This is a genomic window from Enterococcus sp. DIV0183, from assembly GCF_050541505.1.
In the GTDB taxonomy this organism is placed as follows: domain Bacteria; phylum Bacillota; class Bacilli; order Lactobacillales; family Enterococcaceae; genus Enterococcus; species Enterococcus faecalis.
In genome coordinates, this window is the sequence record NZ_CP172932.1 from 1,578,331 (window position 1) to 1,600,905 (window position 22,575).

The 22,575-nt window shown below is 36.0% G+C and carries 14 protein-coding genes; 2 read left to right on the forward strand and 12 right to left on the reverse strand.

The window, feature by feature from the left end; all coding sequences use genetic code 11:
• Positions 1 to 23: 23 nt before the first annotated feature.
• The 11 genes from fsrC to IGK72_RS07845 all read right to left on the reverse strand — a co-directional run bounded on the left by fsrC (position 24) and on the right by IGK72_RS07845 (position 17,801).
• A complete protein-coding gene (gene fsrC, locus IGK72_RS07795) occupies positions 24 to 1,367 on the reverse strand; it encodes a sensor histidine kinase FsrC (RefSeq protein WP_165548498.1) in 1,344 nt (447 codons plus the stop codon).
• Complete coding sequence (locus IGK72_RS07800; RefSeq protein ID WP_002377181.1) at positions 1,364 to 2,092, reverse strand: accessory gene regulator AgrB; 729 nt, start codon at positions 2,090 to 2,092, stop codon at positions 1,364 to 1,366. The genes fsrC and IGK72_RS07800 overlap by 4 nt, the downstream gene beginning before the upstream one ends.
• 88 nt (positions 2,093 to 2,180) lie before the next feature.
• Positions 2,181 to 2,912, reverse strand: coding sequence for a response regulator FsrA (gene fsrA / locus IGK72_RS07805; RefSeq protein WP_002414298.1), 732 nt, complete (start codon positions 2,910 to 2,912; stop codon positions 2,181 to 2,183).
• Positions 2,913 to 3,330: 418 nt separating this feature from the next.
• Positions 3,331 to 5,280: an amidase domain-containing protein gene (locus IGK72_RS07810; protein ID WP_023895625.1), complete on the reverse strand. Its 1,950-nt coding sequence runs from the start codon at positions 5,278 to 5,280 to the stop codon at positions 3,331 to 3,333.
• An 81-nt stretch (positions 5,281 to 5,361) separates the two neighbouring features.
• Positions 5,362 to 10,989: a TIM-barrel domain-containing protein gene (locus tag IGK72_RS07815; RefSeq protein ID WP_165548500.1), complete on the reverse strand. Its 5,628-nt coding sequence runs from the start codon at positions 10,987 to 10,989 to the stop codon at positions 5,362 to 5,364.
• Between the two features lie 513 nt (positions 10,990 to 11,502).
• Complete coding sequence (locus IGK72_RS07820) at positions 11,503 to 11,898, reverse strand: hypothetical protein (protein ID WP_002410573.1); 396 nt, start codon at positions 11,896 to 11,898, stop codon at positions 11,503 to 11,505.
• Between the two features lie 47 nt (positions 11,899 to 11,945).
• On the reverse strand, positions 11,946 to 12,962 hold the full coding sequence (gene adhP, locus IGK72_RS07825; protein WP_023895622.1) for an alcohol dehydrogenase AdhP: 1,017 nt from the start codon (positions 12,960 to 12,962) through the stop codon (positions 11,946 to 11,948).
• 208 nt (positions 12,963 to 13,170) lie between these two features.
• A complete protein-coding gene (locus IGK72_RS07830) occupies positions 13,171 to 14,151 on the reverse strand; it encodes a DUF916 and DUF3324 domain-containing protein (protein WP_165548690.1) in 981 nt (326 codons plus the stop codon).
• A 98-nt stretch (positions 14,152 to 14,249) separates the two neighbouring features.
• A complete protein-coding gene (locus IGK72_RS07835; protein ID WP_002357217.1) occupies positions 14,250 to 14,801 on the reverse strand; it encodes a hypothetical protein in 552 nt (183 codons plus the stop codon).
• Complete coding sequence (locus IGK72_RS07840; RefSeq protein ID WP_031324489.1) at positions 14,794 to 15,153, reverse strand: hypothetical protein; 360 nt, start codon at positions 15,151 to 15,153, stop codon at positions 14,794 to 14,796. The genes IGK72_RS07835 and IGK72_RS07840 overlap by 8 nt, the downstream gene beginning before the upstream one ends.
• A complete protein-coding gene (locus tag IGK72_RS07845) occupies positions 15,129 to 17,801 on the reverse strand; it encodes a bacterial Ig-like domain-containing protein (protein WP_023895617.1) in 2,673 nt (890 codons plus the stop codon). Before IGK72_RS07845 ends, IGK72_RS07840 begins: the two co-directional genes overlap by 25 nt.
• 227 nt (positions 17,802 to 18,028) lie before the next feature.
• On the opposite strand from IGK72_RS07845, the gene IGK72_RS07850 reads away from it, so the two are divergent.
• Together IGK72_RS07850 and IGK72_RS07855 are read left to right on the forward strand one after the other, a co-directional pair.
• Positions 18,029 to 19,486: a helix-turn-helix domain-containing protein gene (locus IGK72_RS07850; protein WP_165548502.1), complete on the forward strand. Its 1,458-nt coding sequence runs from the start codon at positions 18,029 to 18,031 to the stop codon at positions 19,484 to 19,486.
• Between the two features lie 107 nt (positions 19,487 to 19,593).
• Positions 19,594 to 21,516, forward strand: coding sequence for an FUSC family protein (locus IGK72_RS07855; RefSeq protein WP_430619599.1), 1,923 nt, complete (start codon positions 19,594 to 19,596; stop codon positions 21,514 to 21,516).
• 184 nt (positions 21,517 to 21,700) lie between these two features.
• Here IGK72_RS07855 and larE read toward each other — a convergent pair whose 3' ends face one another.
• The gene (larE, locus tag IGK72_RS07860) at positions 21,701 to 22,537 is read right to left on the reverse strand and encodes an ATP-dependent sacrificial sulfur transferase LarE (protein WP_002374609.1); all 837 of its coding nucleotides are present in this window, start codon (positions 22,535 to 22,537) and stop codon (positions 21,701 to 21,703) included.
• Between the last annotated feature and the right edge of the window lie 38 nt (positions 22,538 to 22,575).

Here is a 22,575-nt window from a genome sequence, read left to right on the forward strand (position 1 = left end):
TAGCAAAAAAGTTGTTAACAAATTCATTCGTTAACAACTTTTTTACTGTTATGATTTTTTTCAATAATTAAATGTTGAGTGACCGCTCCTTCATTGAAGGACGTTTGCAAATCAAATTGATCTGAAAAATCAACAATTTCTTTTACATATAACAATCCCCAACCGTGCTCTTCTGGGTTACTTTTAGAACTAAATTTGGTTTTCTTCATAACCTTAAAATCAAATTCGGCTTGGACACTATTTGTTATCACAAACTCTTGTGTTTCATTTTTATTGAAAATTGAGATAGCGAACATTTTCAATTCTGATTTTGCACTGTTTTCAATCGCGTTATCTAATAGAATAGCCAACAAACGAATCACAACCACTAAGTCGATTGATGTATCAAGAATAAATACTTCTGGCACATCAACAATCACTTTTAGTTTTGCTTGCTTTGCGGTATTAATTTTCATACTTATGAGTGCCTTAAGTTCCATATTTTTCAAACGATTTAACTTCATAAGTTCAAATTCTTCATTATCAATAATTTTTTTGGTTGGTGCAATCGTTTCTTCATAAATTCTTTTGATTTCCAGAATATCTTCGTATGAAATAGCAATTTGTAAACTATACAATAAATTTTTATAATCATGACGAAACATCGCTAGCTCTTCGTTAATGGATTCTATTTTTTCAGTATAAATCGTTAAATTATTCAATAATTGAGTGTTGATACGTTGTTCTTCCAAATAAGCTTCAATGACTAAGCCAATCAGAATTAAAAATAAACCTACACTTATTAATAACTCCAATTTAGAACTATTTACCGTGACAAATCCTCGCATAAAGTCAGGTGAAATCTCTGGCGAAATCAAAAACACAAAAAGTAACAACAGAATCAACAATAAAAGTAAACAACCAAAAAAAATTCGGCTATTTTCTAACACACGATTTAATCTTAAAAAAACACTATTGGGAATTTTTAAAGCAATCCAGATATTTATAAGCAACAGAATAACATTTGAGGCAATCCATAATAATTTATTTTGATAAATCTGTTGAAAAAAAACACTTAAAATCGTTTGCTCCGTGTAATTGATAAACGAAACCATAAGCAATGTAAAAACAGACAAAAATATCGCTTTAAAAATTGAGAACCTCTTTTTGTGAATGAGTAAAAATCCTGTAAAAATAACGACTGTCAGCGCATAAATCAACCAAGAGTAGCCCAACATTAATGCCGCAAACGAACAAAGATTAATGACAATAAGCAATGAAAGTAACGGTATTTTACATTCAATCTTGATCAATGTTACTCGTAAAAAGACAAAAACGATAAAGCTAGATACAAGCAAAACGTTAGTAGCTAATAACAACAAAATCATTTTTCAATATTCTTTTTAGGTTTTTCAGTTTGTCCCATCCATTGTCCAAATATATTGGGCGAATTTTGATTTAATCTTGGCTTAGTTCCCACACCATCACTAACTTTTGCAACTCTTTTTTCAATAACATTTTTAATTATTTTTTTACCAAATTTCATAAAAACACTTCCTTCAATTAAATTTTTTGTTACAGGGAGTATCATCAGACCTTGGATGACGAGACCGTAGAGTATTACTGAAGCAATCTTTTCTTTGACAAACAGACTACATAAAATAAGTAAACACACCCTTATAAGGCTTTGCTTTTTGAGCACGTTTAAATCAGATGGCTGAACAGGTTCTATTGCTGTTCCTTGTGGCGCATACCAATAAAATAATACAACTAAGAGGCAAATCAATAGAATTTTATAAATAAACGGTAAGCTCACAGAAGAATTTTTCAATACAAATGGTATGGCGACATAGATAACAATGCTTTCTAGACGACAGAGCCATTTAGTTTTTGCATGCCAGCCACCTGCGACAGGCCGTAAAAAAATCAGTACGACGTATACAATAAAGGTTTCGCTTAACGTCCCAAATAAAACTGATAAAATCAGAATCATCAGAAAATTAAATAAGCCAGAAAAATAAACGGTTAGATAATACTTTGTCCATTGTGTTTTTCCTGATTGATCTTCCTGATCCATATCCATAATATTTTTTAGAATCCAATCGATTAGCATATCGCCCTCCTCTTCAAGTATTGCACTAAATTATAACGAATATAGCGACTAATAGATAGATAATTCCTTAATTAGTCATTATCCCTCCCTAAGTAAGAAATAGTGCCTTGACCTGAGTATAATATCTTCTTGAGACTGGTACTTCCGTTCCGTCTCTCATAGTTAAAAGATGCGTTTTATAATTTAATTTTGACGCATATTTTTTATTGATGATGATTGATTGATGGACTCTAATCAAATCTGGATGCAGTTGTTCAATTTTTGATAACGTTCCATAAAATTCTCTTTTAAAATTTTTACCAACCATTGACACACGATGATCGTATTCCGTTTGAAAGAAATAAATATCATTAATATCCATTTTTATAGAAGACGCTTTTAAGTTAATGATAATATATTCACTTTTTGTCTTTATATTTTCTTTTTGTTGAATATATGCGTCGACACATGTTTCAACTTCTTTTCGGAAATCTAGAAAATCCACGTTCTTTTGAATAAATTGAAGAGCTGAAACCATATATTTGTAGGAAGTTAAAACTAATTCTGTGTGAGTAGAAATAAATACAATCAGACTTTCACTGTCTGTTTTTCTAATTTCTTTAGCAACCTCAAATCCTGCCTGGATATGATTGTTCATTTGAATATCTAGGAAAAAGATATTTAGTTGGGCGTCCTGGTGTGCCACTTGTAATAATTCATCTGAACGTGAAAATAAATGGATTGTTTCATTATAAATATTTCTTGAATGTAGGATATTTGTTACCAATGCTTCTAACGCTTTTGCTTGAATAATTTGGTCTTCTAATATATAAATAGCCATTTGTTCACTCATCCCTTTCTCAAGAAGATATAAAATTACACAACAAAAGACAAATGATTATAATGTTCAATCAATTTATACACCAATAAAAGAGATAAAAAATTGATTGTCTGTTAGTATATTCACATAAATTTAGTATAGCGATTTCAGTAGTTTCCTGCAAACAAAAACATAAAATAACAAAGCATCAAGAAAGAGTACTTTGGACTATTCATCTTTTTCTAACGAATCATGAGGACTATTGTCTCTTCGTTGATGAAAAACAAAGAATCAACCGCCAAACTGTTCTTGTCATTTTATACATGACAAAATCAATTCATTGGTCGATTCTGGTTATTTTAATTTGTTAGTTCACACATGGATTATTGTGCTAATTTTTTACTTAAACATCCACACTTCTTCCTGTTGAATGAGTCGATTAAGCGCCAATGTAGGTCACGCCACTACTATAAGCAATTGCATTAGGTAAGACACGATACGAAATCGTTTGATCATTGATGACATTGCTTTCAGAAATAATGATTCCATCAGAAGTGACCGCTTCAACAAAAGCAACATGTCCATATTGATTATCTGCGCCAGCAACTCCTGGTTGGAAACTAATCGCACGACCAGCTTTAGGCAATGAACTAACTTGATAGCCTAATGCACGTCCTTTTCTTCCCCAGTCACTGCCATTTCCCATAAATTCATCCACAGAAGTGCCCAACTGTTTGAAACGATTATAGACATACCACGTACATTGGCCCACGGGATAGCTACCACTTCGATTATAATTGATCCCATCATAGACTGGAAAATGCATTTGTTGCTGTTCCGCTTCCGACAGCTCATTTTTAGATTGGATAATCAAACTGTCCACTGTTTTTGGTAAATCAAATTGCGTTAAGTTATAAACCGCAATTAACGAATTTAATTTATTATCGTATTGCTTGTCTGTTGCATATTTACCTGTTAAAAAACGCGTTGCTTGAAGGTAGTTTTTGGCTTCCGAACGCCACGCTGGTTTATAAAAATCTTGATTTCCGTCAATCCCTTGTCGGAGTAATTGAACATAATCTTGCAGTGAGTCATTATAGCCACCGTAATCGCGAAACCCAGCGGAAATTGTATAAAGTTGGCCCCTCTGATCAGCCTCTTTTGTTGAAAAGCTGACACTATTTCCTTGGAACGAACCTTTCACGCCAAAGAGATTATAATAAGGTTCTTTGGCTAGTTGACTTTCGCCAGAGCCACTTTCTAAAATAGCCTGAGCTATCATCACTGATGCAAAAACATCGTATTTTTCGCCAAGTTCTCTGGCAGTCTCACCAATTTTTTTAATAAACGCTGTGGTTTGTTCTGACTTCTGCATTTCAAATGACGCACCATATGTTGCTAAAACTTCTTTGCCATACTCCGTTAATGTGAACTCCTTAAAAGGATTAGTCACTACCAAGCGTTTTTCCTCTTTTGAGTCTGGTTGTTGTTTGGCAGTATAGATATTCTCTAACTGAGCGATTACTTCTGGTTCCTCCTTAGAATCCGCTTCCGCTGCGGCAATTAAATATTTTCCTTGGCCAAGATAAACACCATTTTGAAGCGTTTTTCCTTCAGCTGTTTGCCAAAAAATCAGATCACCAGGTTCTGCCTCCTCTATAGAACGAACTTTACCAAATGTCATTTGTTCTTGCGGTGTACTGCCAATGTCTATTTTAAATAATTGTTGGTAAATTTTTTGGGCAAGGAAACTACTGGTCAATGCTTGCTCCGTCAAATTAAATTCTTTTTTTGTTTTCCCAATGTGTCTTAATGCTTCAGCCACCACGACTGCCCGTTTCTTTTCGCCAAAAGACGACAACAGTGGAAGTTCGTAGCCTTTTAAATTTGAAGAAGCGATTTCATCTACTTTGAGGGACGGATTTAACGATACAGCCTGATTTTCTTCAACAACGTTATTGGTGGCTTCAGGAACTTGAATAGGTTCTTCAGGTTCTTGCTTGGTCACAGGAACTTGTGGTGGTTGCGATTGTTCAACAGGCTGCGTGATTTCTGATGATACCGTTGGCTCTGTAGGTTCTTTTTTTGTTTCAGAACTAGTATTTGTGGTTGTCGTTTCTGTCGTTGACTGACTCGTTGATTCGGTAGTCGTATCGGTAAAACTACTTGATTCAGATGACGAACTACTAGTGGACGTTGTCGATGTAGCAACAGTTGTTTCGGTTACTTTTTCTTCCGAAGTAATTGTCGTTTCCGAGGACAAAGCTGTTTGTAGCGAGCTACTTGGTAATTCTGCAGCCAACGTAACAACTGGAGCGACTTCCAAACTCAGAAGAACGAGAATACTTGTTAAAACAAGTAGTTGATTCTTGATTTTCTTTCTTTTCATTCGTAAAAATCCTCTCCTATTACTTACTTGCGCATTTGCACACTGTTTTTGTACAAATGCGCCTTGTAAGTTAATGATACGCTAATTTTGGTCTTTTTTATTTTTGAAGAATAATTTTCCTAAACCAATACTTACTATCAATAGAAAACCACTGATTGACCAGATTGGCGAAACAACTTCATTTGCTTTTGGCAAAGTACCAGAAGTGGTGGTTTTTGTTGTCGTTCCACCTGTTGCTGTGCCCTTTCCTGGGCTGGTTACACCACCAGTCCCGCTAACCGTGCCATGATTTACATTGTTGCCTGTAGAGTTGCTACTGATTGGCTCTTCTGCCATTGCTTCAATGGCTTGTGCTAAAATACTTAAACATTTGTCCACAGCTTCTTGCGTCGCACTTGGGTCCTCAACAAGTGCTTTTGCTTGTTTAATTGCTTCAGCTAAAGCTTCTTGCGATGCTTTTGTAAATTGTTTTCCTGCTTTAGGTTTCAATGTTTCTGCTTTTTGAAGCAGTTCTTTCAACTTTGTTTTATCCGTTTGAAGGACTTGTTCCTCTAAACTATCCAAAGCAGTTTTTACATTTTTTTCAGCAGTATCAATTTGTTCTTGCCGAGCATTTTTATCAGCTAAAATCCCTTCCGCTTGGTCAATTGCTTCAGTTAAGCGCGCTTTAGACTCGCTGGTAAATTCTTTTCCGGCAGATGGTTTGATTGCTTTTGCTTTGGCTATCATTTCCTCTAAGGCTTTTTTATCTGTAACTAACACTTCTTCTTGTAACCCATCGATGGCACTAGTTAATTCAGCAACCGCTTCCTCAATCATTTTTTGATTAGCTGCTGGGTTTTTCAATGTGTTTTTAGCTGCTAAAAGCGCTTTTTGTAAATCTTGTAACGAGGAGGCAGTAAATTGGTGCCCTTCACTTGGAGTGACTTGCTGCGCTCGTTTGACAACTTCTTGTAATTGGTCTTTATTTACAAGTGGTACTTCTTTTAATTGAGCCATTGCAGTTTCCAATGCGTTTAGAGCCTCAGAGACTTCTTCTTTTGTCGCCGTTTCTTTCGCTACGATTGCTTCAGCCGCTTGAATTGCTTCTTGCAATTGTTTTTCTGTTTCTTTTGTAAATTGGTATCCTTCTTCCGGCTTTCTTCCTCGGGCTTGAGCGATTTGCTCTTTTAAGGTTTCCTTATCAACGGCGACGGGTTGTTCTTTTAATTGTGCAATTGCTTCACGCAATGTTTTAGTCGCTTGGTCTATTTCTTCTTGAGTAACTTTTTCTTGAGCAAATACTTTTTGAGCTGCTGCTAATGACTCTTCGAGAACTTTTTTAGTTTCTTCGGTGAATTCTTGCCCATCACTTGGTTTCTTCGCTAGCCCCTCTTGAATTGCTTTTTCTAAATCAGCTTTATTCGCTACATCAGGCATTTTTTCCAACTGACTTGCAGCCTTTTCTAGGTTTTCCGCGGCAGCAGAAACGTCTGTCTGTGTGGCTTGTTCATTGGCTAGAACAGCTACTGCCTCATCTAAGATTGGTTTAAAGATTGCCCAAGTTTCAGGCGTATATTCTTTTTCGACACGTGCTTGATTTAGCGTAATTAGCGCTTGTAATAACTCTTTATCTACTAGCTCTGTGGGCTTCACTGTTACAGAAAAATCTGAAAGTGTGGCTTGTTGGAATCCTTGGCCTACTAATAAGCCTTGACTCATATCAAATTGTAATGGCTGCTCAACAGTTGTCGCACGTTTTACGCGAGTTGTTTCTTTTAATTTAACTTTAAAGGTAACTAAGTCCATTGAACCATTTAACAATTGTTTATTTCCTTGATTACTAAGAACTAAATATAGATTCTCCACATCATTTGAATGTTTCCGATATTTAGAATAATTTTCCATTTGTTTTGTATTATTCGTGGTTGCAGGCTGACCGACAAGTTCAAATTTGCTAGAATCAAAGGACATTTTTGTGCTTAACGCATTAATGTTTTTTAAGTCTTGACCTTTAAGTGTAAAGGTTAATGTATCGCCAGGAAGATAGGTATCCTTGCCATTTTCATTAACCACAGCAAGGGATAAACCGCCCGCAATTTCTTCGACATCAGGTATCTCAATTCCGCCATCTAATTGTCGTAAAACATAACTGATATCATAAGCATCAATTACCCCATTTTTATTTAAATCGCCTTTTTCAACATAGCCATTAAAGTCACTGTCCACAGATTCTAAGCCTGTATAGTTTCGATAACTCATTGCATCATTTTCATCAATCGTTCCATCGTTAGTAATGTCTCCATGTAAGATTCCTTCTGTTCCTGGTTGTTTGTAAAAGAGCATCTCACGACCAGAGCCAAAATTACCCACCGATTTTAATACCTTCATTTCAACAAAACGATACGCTTGGTCCTTCGTTTCAATGGTTTTTGTCAAAGCATCTTGCTTCCAGTTAATAGGTTCTGAAAACTCTGTCCAATTAGCTCCATCTTTCGACGTCCGATACTGGAGCTGCAAAATATTTCCGTTGCCGGCATTGTCTCTTGGCAAGTATTCAATTTTATCCATTTGATACTCCGCACCAAGATCAAATTTTAAAGACAAGAAATTTCCATCACTTGGATTAGCGATGCCGGTTGACCAGTTCGTATGCCAACCTGTACTCAAATCTTTATCTGTTAATTTCTTCAATTCTGCGCCTGGTTGTTCTGGTAAATTACTTGTTGCTTTGACTTGATTAATTGTTTCTTTATAGGGATCATCTTGTGTTTTTCCTTTAATCGGTTCACTCCATTCAGAGACCCCGTTTTTTCCAACAGCTCGAACTCGAAAAGTATGTTCGCTTAGGAAGGAAAATCCATCAAATGTTGCTGTATTCGTTTGAATATTTCCGAAAACAGTCCCGTCACGCTCTACTTCATAACTTGTTGCCTCAGTTACTTGATCCCATTGAAGAGTCAAAGAAGATGGCGTTGTTTTTTCTTCATTGATTGCGACATTTGCCGGAATAGTTAACTGGTCATCGACCGTTGTATTTCCTCCGTCAACCGTTCCTTTATTAATGAAACCTTTGACAGTTATTTGAACATCTTTGGCGGTCACAGATTGTTTCGCTAGTTTTACTGATAACGCTGATTGGTTCAGTTTTTCTCCTGAAGCTTCAGAAAGATACTGATTCACTTGGAATTCTTTATCAAAATAATATAGATTTGTGCCAGCTAAAAATTCTTCTTTATTAGCTGCTTGTTTCAAGGTTACTTCTGTTCCCCCCACCATTGCTGTTACGCTTTCGGGCGCTTCTGAAGCTAACAAATCAAGCGTGGTGCTTCGTTCATCAACAAAGCCTTTGTAACTTCCTTTTGTCGGTTCGATAGTAACGGTCAGATCCCCTTTTTCGTTTGATTTAGGGCCTTGACTATTTATTTTAGTCGTAGCTGATTGCCCAGCTTCATAACTAGTTGAAATTCCGTCATCTTCATACATATTAAAAGAAGTGGCGCCATTTGGATAAATCAAGAAAGATCGTTGATCTCGTTGGATTTCCTTTGGATTGTTGTTTGGATTCGTCATTGGGATAATACTGCCATCTTTGACGAAAACGGGCACCTTCCACAGCGGTGTTTTTACTCCATTTAAGACACGGCCACCTTGATATTTTTCGCCTGTAAATAAGTCAACCCAGACTTGTTTTTCATCTGGTAAGTAGATTCCATCACGGATTGAATTTCCTGCCTCATCTTGATTGCCATTATAAATTGGGGCAACGAGTAAATTGGGTCCCCACATATATTGGTATTGAGAATCTTTTGTATATGCTGTTCCTTCATTAGGAAATTCTAAAGCCATGGCCCGTACCATTGGTAGTCCATCAACTGATTCCTTGGCAATACTGTAGTTATAAGGCATCATCATTGATTTTAATTTTAGATACGCTCGGTTCAAATCTGTGGCTTCTTGATCAAAAGCAAATGGCGTTTTTGGATTGGAGCCCCAGCCGTCCATATTTAGCTGCACTGGTGTAAAAGTTTTCCATTGGAAATCACGTATGTTGACCTCTTTATTTTTTCCACCAAAAATTCCATCCATATCTGAACCGACATTTGGTTGTCCAGACAACGAAGTCCCGATATATGTTGGGATATGGAAGCGAATATATTCCCATTGACCACCCGTTTGATCGCCTGTCCAGATACCAGCGTGCCGTTGGGTTCCGGCCCAACCATCTAATGAAACAATCATCGGACGAACTGCGCCGTCTGTTTCTTTTACAAAAACATTCGCGGCATCTTCTACACCATTTAAGCCAAAGGAATACCCATACCCGACCCACGCCACGTCAGTTTTGAGAGCTTTAACACCAGCGACACTAACTTCTTTCGCAATATCCCGTTCTCCTTTTTTAGGATTTTTAGGATCCGCTGGATGGAGATTAGATTGGGTCCACAGCCCCACTTCAACACCATTGGCTTGAGCATACTCTGTAAATTCTTTTAAGTTTTGTACATCGCCGTCCAATGAATCTGTTTGGCCATAGCCAGCACCGTAGCCGTCATTTGGCAAGAACCACCCTAACGGCATATCGTTTTTCTTATATCGATCAATAACTGCGCGTGCAGAAAATTGATAATTCTCTTTTTCTCCATTTAAAGATTCTAACGTGCCATTTAAGTTTCCTAAATCGCCTGGTTGGTATTCTTTGTAAAAATTACCATCTTCAAACTTAACTGCTCCCGCGGTTCCTTCTGCTACTTTCACCCAATAGTCCCGATTATACGCGTTTAAATGTGCTTCATAGAACCCGTATTCCGGCATCAAAGCTGGTTTCCCGGTTAATTCATAGTAATCTTTTAAAATACCTGCTGAGGAATCATTAAAGAAATAAAAAGCATCAAAATCTGTTCCTTCGTGCGTTGTTGTGGTTGTTTGTGGATCATGACTTCCAAAATCATAGTTGCCAGGTTTCCATGTATTTCGAACAACGCCATACCCTGCAGTTGACCAATAAAATGGGTTAGGCGATGCTACTCCGCCATCTACCCAATTGTTCGTATTGACAATCTGGATAGCTGTTCCTTTATGCGTAAATCGACCATTTTGAGTTCCTCCGCCAAAATAATTTTCTTGACTACTTTGTTTTAACGTTTGTGTAGCTTTATCATTTTTAAAGGATAGCGGAGCGGTTTCTTCTAAAATAACTTGATTCTTTTTCTTGTCTAGAACCTCCATTAAAGCGCTTTCTTTTTCGAATATAATTTTTAAACCATTATTTTCTAGAATAAATTGGTTTCCTGAATCTGTGACGTTCGTTTGCTCAAAGGCTTGTGTACCATAGTCGGCCATTGTTTTAGCCGTAATTTTCGCAACATGCTTTGGATCATTTGGCGTTGGATATTCTTCAAATTTACCAGTTGGATCTAGATGATAGCGAAAAAGATGGTCGTTTAAAATACTAATTTGTGCTTTTTTTCCAGAAGCATACGTAATGACAAAGTTTTTCTCCGCTTTTTCAATCGACACAATTGCTCCGACTGACGTTGCTGAATCAGCTACGTCTTCTTTTGCTGTTTGCTCTTGCGCATCAACCACTTGAGAATCCATCGTAACAAACGAATGGAACGCCAATACAGACGAACTCACTAATAAAAATGTCAACCAGTGCTTTTTACCGTAAATTTTTTTACCCTGATACTCTTTGTTCATTTTTTCCTCCTTAAAATTGCTCCCCATAGAATAGTTCCGACACAATTACTCGCAAAATCCAAAACCCAACAAAGTTTTATCCAGATGAAAAGTCATAAAAAGTCATAACGATTTTCTTAGTTTACTGAGACTGTTAGAAAGTCAGTTTCAGTAACCCCTTCATAAACACATCCTTTCAATAAATTATTAAATGAAAACAATCTATTTTCATCTTATATAAAAATTTTAGTACAGAATCACAATTTCCCGATGAATGCGTTTTCATTTGTTGACTACCAATTTTTCACTTTTTTAATAACATAATTATCGTATGATGGTTTTTTTGTGTTTGTCAACGGTTAATTATAGCAGCCACCATTAACAAGTATTAACCCTTGATAAACCTGTTAATTCACTTATAATGATGATTTTATTGCGAAAATATCTACATCAGAAAAAGAAAGACTTTTTCAAAAATCTAATACCTGTTACTCAAATTTAGTCTATTTAAAAATAATCAACACCCTCCTGCTCGGCAAGAGGGTGTTGATTACTCGTTTTTTAGTGATTGATTTGACTTGCTGGTGTGAAAAGCAAACTAATGATGATGCCAACTATCAGTACCGCTAGCAATATAAAAATTAACTTTCCAAACCGATGATAGGGATTGATCGAAAGCCCAATTCCATAAACTTTCGGAACCCACAAAGGAGGCGTTGGATTATCTTTTTGATCTTTATAGGCTATCTTTAAAATCTGCCACGCAAAATACAACAATGGTAAAACCATAATTACCCCAACTATACCTAGCCATTTTGCTAATAAGTCACTAGTATGCAAAAGACTGATTGTCAGAATTGGTACAAACAAAAGAATAAAGCTAATTGTGGCTCCCACTTGTGCTTGTTTAAGCAGTCGTCTCTCACGGAGAGTAAGATTCGCAAACATTCTATCCATCCTTTCATGGTTTTCAGATTAAATCAACGAATCACTAAAAAACTAAATTAACTGCGAAAATCAATGACCATTCGCCCGCGAATTTTTCCTTGTTCCATTTCTTCAAAAATAGCATTAATTTCTTCTGGTTGGCGTGTTTGACAAACAGGAACAACTTTTCCTTCTGCACCGAATTGGAAAGCTTCTCTTAAATCTTGACGGGTTCCAACTAACGATCCGACTACGTGAATGCCATCAAGAACAAGACGTGGAATAGATAAATCCATTGTCTCAACAGGCAATCCAACGGCGACAACCGTTCCTCCCGCACGGACTGCATCGACTGCGCCATTAAATGCTGATTTAGCTACCGCAGTGACTACTGCTGCATGGACACCGCCAATTTCTTTTTGAAGTTGTGCAGCAAAATCAGGATCTTTAACTGAATTAATTAAAAGATCAGCACCCATTTCTTTCGCAAAAGCTAACTGATTATCATTCACATCAACAGCTACTACTTTTGCATTAAAGACATGCTTGGCATATTGTAAAGCTAGATTACCTAGCCCACCTAATCCTGAAATCATTAGCCATTGACCTGGACGAATCCCAGATTCTTTTATCGCTTTGTAGGTTGTTACCCCTGCACAAGTAATAGAGGAAGCTGGCTCTGATGCTAAATTTTCTGGCACTTTCACTGCATAACCGTCTGTGACGATGCATTCTTCGGCCATGGCACCATCAACTGTATATCCAGCATTTTTTACTGAACGACAAAGCGTTTCTCGACCAGAAGTACAATATTCGCAATGCCCGCAGCCTTCATAAAACCATGCAACAGATGCACGATCACCAATCTTTAAACTAGTAACGTCTTTTCCAACCTCCGTCACAATCCCAATTCCTTCGTGACCTAAGGTACAACCGCTAACATCGCCAAAATCTGCATTCTTAACGTGTAAATCCGTATGACAGACACCACAGACTTCCATTTTCAACCGCGCTTCATTATCTTTCAATGGACGCGATTCTTTTTCAACAATTTTTGTTGTTTTTCCTTTTGCTGCGACAATTGCTTTATACATGGTTCTTTCCTCCTTGTTTCTTTTGTGAATCATTGAACAATAATAGTATAATACTACTTTCCAAAATAAGGAACACCAATGACTTGCGTAAATTAACGCTAATTTGACAATTTATCCTTGCTAGACAGCTATTCTTCCCTTATGTCATAGATAATTCATACTGGCATGATTTTTTCTGCATAATTGTCAACTATTTTAAAGGCAGGTTTTACAACCTCATTTTTCCCTTCTTTTTTCCCAAGATATAGCAGACGGTACCTAAAATAACTAGAATTAAAAAGGCCATGAGGTACTTAAGCCAGTGAAGGTTTTTGACTTTATGATCAACAGAACGCTTATTATACTGATCAGCTTGCTTTTTGTTTATCGTGAAATCTTTTGAGAACGTCCAGCTCCCCTCATGGTTTTTCAACTTAATGGTATAGGTATAGTCTCCAGGTTTAAACGAATCTTTCAGTAAAATAGGTAGGTCAAACCTTGTGTTTGGTGCAAAACTAAGATTATTTTTCTTTTCGTGAATGATCGTTTTGTTTGTTCCTTTTTCTTTAACAAAAAAATCTCCTTCGACTTTTGACAATAACTTCCGCTGTGGATTTTTAATTTCCATCGAAACAGTATTGTGGCGGTTAATTTGCCCAATTTTAACAGAACCACTTTCCAATTTTGCAGGTATGGTCTCTGCTGTTTCATTCACCCGAATAGCAATCGTATGCATATAAACATTTTGAATCCCACCCTTGCTTTGGTCCCCAGCTATCTCTACTGGTCGAATCGTCACTCCACCTAATAAAATTCCTGAGAATAACTTTTCTGGCATCGTTATTTGAAAATCAATCGTTTGTGATTGTTTACCGGGGACACTAATGTCTTTCCTATTGGGACTAATCAAATCACTAAGTACCAAACTCATCGATGGATCTTTTTCAAAGCTACTTTTTGTATAGTCAACTATCCCATTACTATTTGTTGTTGCTGTATTTACATGAACTTTAAATTTTTGAGGGTTCGGCGTAGTATTGGTTATCGTTAATTTGAATGTATCTTTTTGTTTCGGAGTTAATGTCATATCAAAAAAATTACTGGTTTTGTTATTTTGAGTTGCTCCGAAAACGGGTGTGACTGTATACGCATTCGCATTGTCAATTGTTGCTGAACTATTGGTATTAGACGGCTCTGCCCAGGCACGCATCGCTCCACCTAAACAGAGAATAGTCAATATAAAAAGTATCTTTAAAATTCTTTTCAATTTATCTGCCTCGTTTTCTTACATCGTTTTATGTTAAATTCTTAGGCGGGTGCTCCATCGATGGCATTCCAGACGATGGTCCCAGAGTAGGTATTTGCAGCAATACTTTTAGGTATATTTAACGTTGCATTTAAATCGGCTGTCGTGACAGTGTCTGATAAACGGATATCACTTTTATCTAGCGAAATAATGGTTGAAGCATCTGTGGTTAAATCAACGCCCGTAAAGGTACCTTTTTCAGAAGATCCGTCAGGTTTTTTAGTGTCTAAATGAAGTGTCATTCCGTCTAAGCCAGTGACACCTTTTCCTTTATCTTCTAAATTCGCTGTCAGATACCAACCTGTATTCGTTGTCCCACGATTATCATTAATGATAAGTTGCGACTTGCTTTGATCTGGTTGCGTATGATCTTGGCCGTCTTTTGTCACCGTCCCGAAGTTAATTTGTGCTAATGGTGTAATGGTTAATCCGCCACCCAAAACCGACACATTCGCTGTGGTATTTGTATTATCAGCCGCATTCACAGTTTGTTGTCCAATTAAAAAGATTCCCGTTCCTAAAGTGACAGTTAAACCAATTATTTTTTTATTCATTATTTTTCCTCTTTTCTTTATAAAGTCCGGCGATTAATGTACTTCCGAGTACCACGATTCCTAAAATCGTCTCTTGAGACGTAATCTCGTTTGTTTTTGGTAAAAAATTAGGTTGTCCTCGTGAAGTTGGCATATCGTTAGTCTGCGGTATAAGCTCATTGGGATGTGGAACAATATCCTCACTCTCTTTCACTATTACCATGACTTTTGTGCCAGCTTGTGCGTCAATTGTCTTGTCTTCAGCTTGTGCTTGAATTGGCAAACCGAGAATAAAGGCAACAAACAATAAATCATAGATAAACCATTTCACAGTTATTCCCTCTTCCCTTACGGTGTTGCTTCTAAGTTCCAAATTAACTGAGCTTCATATTTATCAGCAGGTGTGACTTTTGAAATAGTTAATGTGGGCAATAATTGTAATTTCGTCAAAACTTTTTTATTTTTGATAGATTGGTTACTTACATCAGCTACTAATTGTTGCTCATCGTTAACCATGATATTTTGCTCAGTTGTTACATAATCGACTGACTTTGGATTTAGCGTGAGATCAAGCCCTGCGTCTTTCCACGCTTGTGTTTTCTGATCATTTAAATTATAGGCTACTTCAAGCTGCCAGCCAGTTGTCCGATTAGGATCCCCCGTATCTTCAATGTTCATCTCACAACTTTTTAATGTCTGTGTTTGATCTTGGCCATTAAATTTTACGTTCTCAAAAGGCATTAGTTGTTCAGATAAGTGATAAAAGTCTAGACGATTAGAGTAATAGTAGGTCCAATCAACAGTAACACTTTTACTAAAACCTACTATTTTAGAGATATCATAAGTAATTCTATAGATGCCCGCTACTTCATCGTTTACCTGCTTAGGCGTATAGCGAATCGTTATCTTACTATAAGGAATGGACTGTCCATCATTATCTGTTGCACTATCAAAAAGACGTTTTGGATCGAAGGGCGTCCCCACAGAAAAGCTGTCGTTATGTGCACCAATATGAGCTGAAGAGGGAATGACTTCTAGTGCAGTCTGCGCCTCTAATCCTAGGTAGTTATAATCAATTTCATATTTACCAACCACTTTTGTATCCACCGCATCTACTGGGACCTTTTGCTCTCCGTCCAGTTTATATATGGTGACACTTACGTCTCGAAAATCACCTTTTTTACCATCTGGTGTTTGTAAGCTAGTCACTTCACTTTCTGGTTGCCATTGAGTATATTGATAAATCGTATCTTGAGATTTAACTTTAATTTGCGCTTGATCAATGTGCACAGCTAAACTTTTCTCATTTGAGTAGCTTTTAGATGTATCATCAACATCAAGAATTCTAAATGTTAATGTGTAATCTCCTGAAGTTGGTAAAGCATCTGCTAAACAGTTAAAACTAACGCAATCATCTGTGACTGGTAAATTTTTTAAATCTTGCTCCCCAATTTTATGAAAATCAGTTTGGGCAGCACCTGAAATTTTTTCTTCAATCTGAACTTTTCTAGTTGTCGGAGCCTTAACGGCTAGTTCTACTGGTATCTTTTGTTGCGGGTGAAATGTTGTTTGACCTTTAACAAAAGCTGCCCTTTCTAAACTTGGCACTTGGTATGGATCTATTGTGACGCGCATATATGTTTTATCTGTGGGCTCTGAAGAATCCGTTCCTGGCGGATTGACTAACGGCAGCCCACAACCATCTTTGCCACTAAATAAATAGGTTGTTAACCCGTTTTGTTGTTGTGAAGAGACATTCACATTGGCCTTAGGATCAACTGTGTGAGTATGAAAATTAACTACGCGCGCAAACCGTTGAGCAACATACCCATCTGTCCAATTAAGCGGATTGTCTTGTCTTTGGTTCATCGTAAACTTTGGTGATAAAAACTCCCCTGGTAACATCGTTGTGCTTTCAGGTATTTCAGGATATTTAGAGGCATCTTGGGTATTGTAATTGGATAATGGATTGTCTTTATCACCGCTGTCCCATGGCGAGATATAAGAAGACCAAGTAGCCACTTTCCCGGTGATTCCAGTAATAATTTGATGATTCAAATTATTTGGATCTTGCTTTGCTGCTGCCGCTAAACTTGTCGCACGTAACCACATGTCTGCACTAGCCGTTACCATATTATGATTAACTGTATTCGTTGTATCTGAAAATCTACCCAATTCATACGTCCGGCCAAAAAAATCTGCCGATAACAAAAATTGATCACTCTCATTACCATCCGACAAAACATTTGATACAGGTAAGCGATGTTTCGTTAAACTTTTATTGAGGGAATAATCCTTCGAATCGCCATCTTTCATCAAAGTTGCCACATCTAAATCAAAATGAAGCTCAAATGTTATTTTAGTTTTATCAGGTTCATTACTCCAAATGTCATAAATTTTTCCAAGAGACAAATCAATAGAATCTCCACGTTCACAAAACATCACCTGATGCTCAGTATCAACCCCACTATAGTCTTGTTCGGGATCACCCCACCCTGGTGAACCATCTTCTGAAAAACCGTTAAACGTCCGCATTCCTTTTGTATTGATGATTGATATTCGTGTATTTTTTTGTCCACTAATTGAATAAAAATTTTCTGGATTATCCGCATAAGCCTTGTCATAAGCCGCTTTAAAATTATCTGCACTTATATTTTCTGGTAAATGAAACATCAGACCATATTGCATCCCATCGGTATCGAAAGCAAGAGCAGTAATTTTTTGTGTATGAGAAGTGTCCACTGTTCCGTATAATTTTACGTGTAATTTTCCTCCAAATGATCCATCAGGACCACTACCACCGTCATGGCTTATCTCCATTCCATAAGGTAAATCAGTTCTCAAATCAATGGCTATCCCTCCCGCTTGATAGAGCGAAGCTGCCTCGCATTCTTGAAAATGCACGCTCAAAAAACAAGAAATCGATACCAATAGTAGACAAGAGTAAAAGAAATAAGCAATGCTTTTTTTTCTTTTGTAGGTTGGCATTTTCATTTTTAATTGTTCGTTGATTTTTTTCATTGCTTACTCACCTTGACCTTTTTTGGAATTAGAAACTAAATAATAATTATTCTAACTACTGCTAGCTTATCAACATTGAAATTGCTTTGCCACACACAATTAATGTATAAGGCTGTACATTAATTGTGATGGCCGCTTCTTATTACGCTTGTGTTAACATATCAATACAAAAATTTAAAGAAAGTAGACTACAATGAACCTAAATTTTACTTTTGGAGGTCCATAACATGTTTCCATCCTACCTAACGAATGAGCTAGAAATTTTATTTTATATAGTGAAGCGAGCTCATACGTCATTAAATGAAATTTCTTCCAATTTAAAAATTTCAAAAAGAACGGTCAAGGAAAATCTGATAAAAATAAATCAAGAATTCGAGGATACTTATCAAATCCAACATTTTATTGTCTCTAACAATAATGGCATTGTTTGTGTAAATCCAGCGTACCAAAAAAGCGCGGTCGAATACGCCTACACGTTAAAACTCAATCTTTTAAAAAACAATGTACAATTTAATTATTGCGTACAATTGGTCACACATTCTTCCATTGATAAAAACGAATTAATTAAAGTTTTATATATTTCTGAACATTATCTGGTAAAAATCACGAAACAACTGAATAACTTTTTTAAAATTTTTGATATAGTAATCGTTAGTATTAAGGGTATTTATCAATTAACTGGCAATGAATTATCGATTCGAGTGTTTTCTTTCATTTTCCTACAAGATTCCTTTCAAGAATTGGCTTGGCCTTTTTCTAAAATAAGTCTTGAAGAAATAAAAAAAAGTCTACCCGATGAACTTCTTGAACGATCCTATAAAAATGTCCGAATGAAGAAAAGAGCGTTTTATATTTTATATGCGATATTTAAAACTAGAACAAGTGCACAAAACTTCTTAAAGATGCCGCACTCTAAAAACCTGCATTCTTTTTTTATTCTGATCAATCAATACAGTCATGTGACTTTATTTTTTCTTGAACACTCTTTCGCTGACATTCAATGCGAAACAAGAAAAACTGAAATTTTATACTTTAATTTTTTATCTCGCATTTTTATCCCTTATATCTTTTCGGAAAAGCAAACGAAACAAATAGAAAAATTATTTATAGAATCTAACCATCCTTATTGTGTCTTATCAAAAAAATTGTTTAAGCAAGTAGCCTACTTACTGACAAATCAGCATGATTATCAATACGTTTACTATCTTTCTATTTTTAATGCTTGGTACTTTTTAACGGAGGGCAATTATTATACTTTTTTAACACTTTATCTACCGCAGCCAGAAATTTGTACTCCGTCAGATGTGGCATACTTTAATCGAATAAAACGAACGGTGGCAAAATTAGTTCACCAAGAAACGCATTTAGAGTTACTCAGTCAACTGCTTTACACATTGTCTGTGTCCGAAAAAAAAGTACAAGTGAGAATCTATTTACAAATTATCAAAGATTTTTATGCAAGTTATTTTATTAAAACACGGTTATCCTCCTTATATAATACAAACGCAATCTCTATTACCGAAGACTTCACAAATGCGGATATCATCATCACAGATTCCTTCGAAAAAGCTACTTCTAATCAAGATATTTTCTACTTAGATTCCATTGAAAATGAAGAAAGTTGGCATGAGCTTACAGAATTTATTCAACAAAAATATATGGCTAAACTTAATGTTGGCTTATAATTGTGAGTTTTCTTAAAAAGAGCAAATTTGAAAAAAATTTTAGAGGTGTATACTAGCAGAGGAATAATTTTTTAGCTTCTAATAAATTTTTAAAGAAGGAATGTTTTGTGAAATTATCTATCAAAAAATTTTTTGAGGTCTTCTTAGAATCGTCTTGGGCGTATAGTCGTCCTATACTAACTTTTGATACAAGACAGAACTGGTTTGCTCTTGTTCTTAGTATCATTATTGCAAATGCTGTTGGTGCTGTTCTAACAATAGTCTTTCCTTTCGCTTTTGTTTTAGTAAATGTTGGTAGCTTTTTGGGCACTGTAATTTGTGTCTTAACACGACATAGCTCTCCACAAAGAAGTGCCATAGATGGTATTTTAATGATTTTTCTTGGTGCCAGTCTGGGGATACTTTTACAGTCGTCAAGTATATTCATTATTTTATTATTCGTCCTTGGTTTGTATTTTTCAGGGATTGTAAGAAACTTTAGTATTGGTCTGTATATTCGATGTCTCTTTGGGACCATTTCTTTACTAGCTGGTGCGCAATTAAAAGGCAATTTGTCTATTGGTCAAACTTTTGAAGGTCTGGGTGCAATAATTTTAGGTATGTCCATCCTTTGTTTGTTCTATTGTCTTTATTCTAAGCCGCAAAATAATGAAGCACGAAAATTAGTAGCCGATTTATATGAACAATTATATTTATTAGCACAAGGAAAACCCACACGCTATGTCCATTTCAGAATAAAAGTACGCGAATCTGTTGAAACAATGCCCTGGGTCAATCATCAAAAAACACCATGGATTTATCCCTTGGTTTCACAAGCAGATGCAATTGCAGGCTCGTTAGATTCAACCAATGCAGCTGAAAATCTTCCTGCTTTAAAAGCAATTCAACTCTTTTTAAAAGGAGAACAATTAACCCTGCCTCTTCAAGAATTTGCTTCAGCAAACACCGAAATAAAATCAGCAATCCTTTTGATACAAAACAAACAATCCTCTAAAAAAATCTCATTTAAATCTTTCTTACCCACAAAAGAAGGACTTGCAGAAGCCAAAGAGATCCTTCATTCTTACAAAGGCAGCTCTGCTAGATTCGCAATTCGTTTAGCTTTAACAGGTTTAGTTTGTCATTTTTGTTCGCTTATACTTAATTACATGTACCCTTTGCCTTTAGCTAATCACGAATTCTGGGTAGTTATTTCTGGTTGTTTGATGGTTATGCCAGGGTATCATGGTACACTCGGTAAAATCACTTCAAGAACTATTGGTTCTATTTTAGGTGGTTGTTTAGGCATCTTTTTGTCTCAATTAATTGCTAACTTAACAAACCTAAATCCTTTATGGCCAATGCTATTGTCTTGTTTGCTAGTTATATTGTATGAAACCGTCCGTAAATTAAGTCAAGCATTTCTAATGCTAAGTGTGACCACTTGGTTAACTTTCACATTAGGTGGTAGTTCTGCAGGCTATACAAGAGTTTTTGATGTAATTATTGGTGCGCTGATTGCTTTTGTCATGTTTTTTATTTTCCCAACATGGCATAGTCAAGTATTACGTAAAAATATCAATAGTTGGTCAAAAACGATCAGCTCTATTTTGCTAGCGTTAATCAATGAAGAGACCACGTTACCAAGTGATGCTTGGGTACTAGCTTATCGAGTACAACGTAGAGTAAACTATTCTATTCAAGAAATTGTTCTTGAATCTCCTATTTATAGTAACGATGCCTCTGCTGAAAGCTTAATGCAACAAAAACAACTAAATGATCAACTGTTGGAAATGCAAACTGCTATGGAAGAGCTTCTTTTAGAACTTATGAAAACACAACACTACTTAAAAAAATTAACGCCAGTTAGGCCGGACACACTAAACATTGAGTTATTTAACTATTCACAGCAAATACTTTCACTCACGAATCCCAAAAATAATCGACTAATCAACCAGTCCAAACAATCCATTTATTTTCCTCAAATTGAACAATCACTGGTAATCTTAAAAAATTCTACAGCTAATTTCTTTTTAGCAAATATCAAATGATTAAATAGACAAAAAGCCTAGGAAAAATCCAAAGGGAATTTTTCCTAGGCTTAAAAGTTAATAAACTACTGGCAGAGTAATCAATGAAAACAACCGACCTAATCGAGCAGAAAACTTGGTTTTTGTAACGGAATACCCCTGTCCTGACTCCGTTACACCGACTCAATTTTATAAATTTATCTGTCTAACATTCACAAAAAACTTTTTTTTCAGTTTCTGTGAGGATATCATTCATTCGACCAGATTTAAATCCTTCTAAGTCAAAAGTTACATAATTAAATCCTTGTTTTTTAAGATAATCTGCAATTTTTTCTCTGTTTTCTAATAACAGAGAAAGTTTGTCTTCTGGAATTTCAATCCGTGCTAAATCATGATGTGCTCTGACACGGACAATTGGAAAACCTATTTCCCGTAAATATTTTTCACTAGCAAATACTTGATCAATAGCTGAGCGTGTTAACTTAATGCCATAAGGAATTCTTGAAGCAATGCTACATGAGGCAACTTTACTCCAATTGGAAATACCTGCGTCTTTAGCAAGTTGACGTATTTCAATTTTATATAATTTAGCTTGTTGTAGCGGACTGATGACCCCTTCTTGATCTCTTGCTCTTAATCCAGGACGAAAGTCAGTATTATCATCCATAATCATCCCATCGGCCAGAACATCAAATCCCTCTTTCTGAATAGCCGAACGAATAGTTTTATATAATAATTTTTTACTGTAGAACCAGCTATTAGGGTTATTTGCAACAATTCTATCATCCGCTAATTCGCTCATTTCAAGGCCTAACACATTTGCTCCCAACCCATTAGCTAAATCAACCGCTTTATCAAACTCATCATCAGAAAATAATTCTGAATTTACAACAACCGCAAGTACATTTTCAGCACCTAAAGTGTCCAAAGCTTTTTTTAGCAAGTAAGAGCTATCAATTCCACCTGAATATGCAACAGCCAACTTATCCATTTTTTGTAATTCGCGAACTAAATTTTGTTCTTTCGTTTTCATGACAGACATTTAAACCATCTCCTATTGATTTTCTTTTACATAATTAA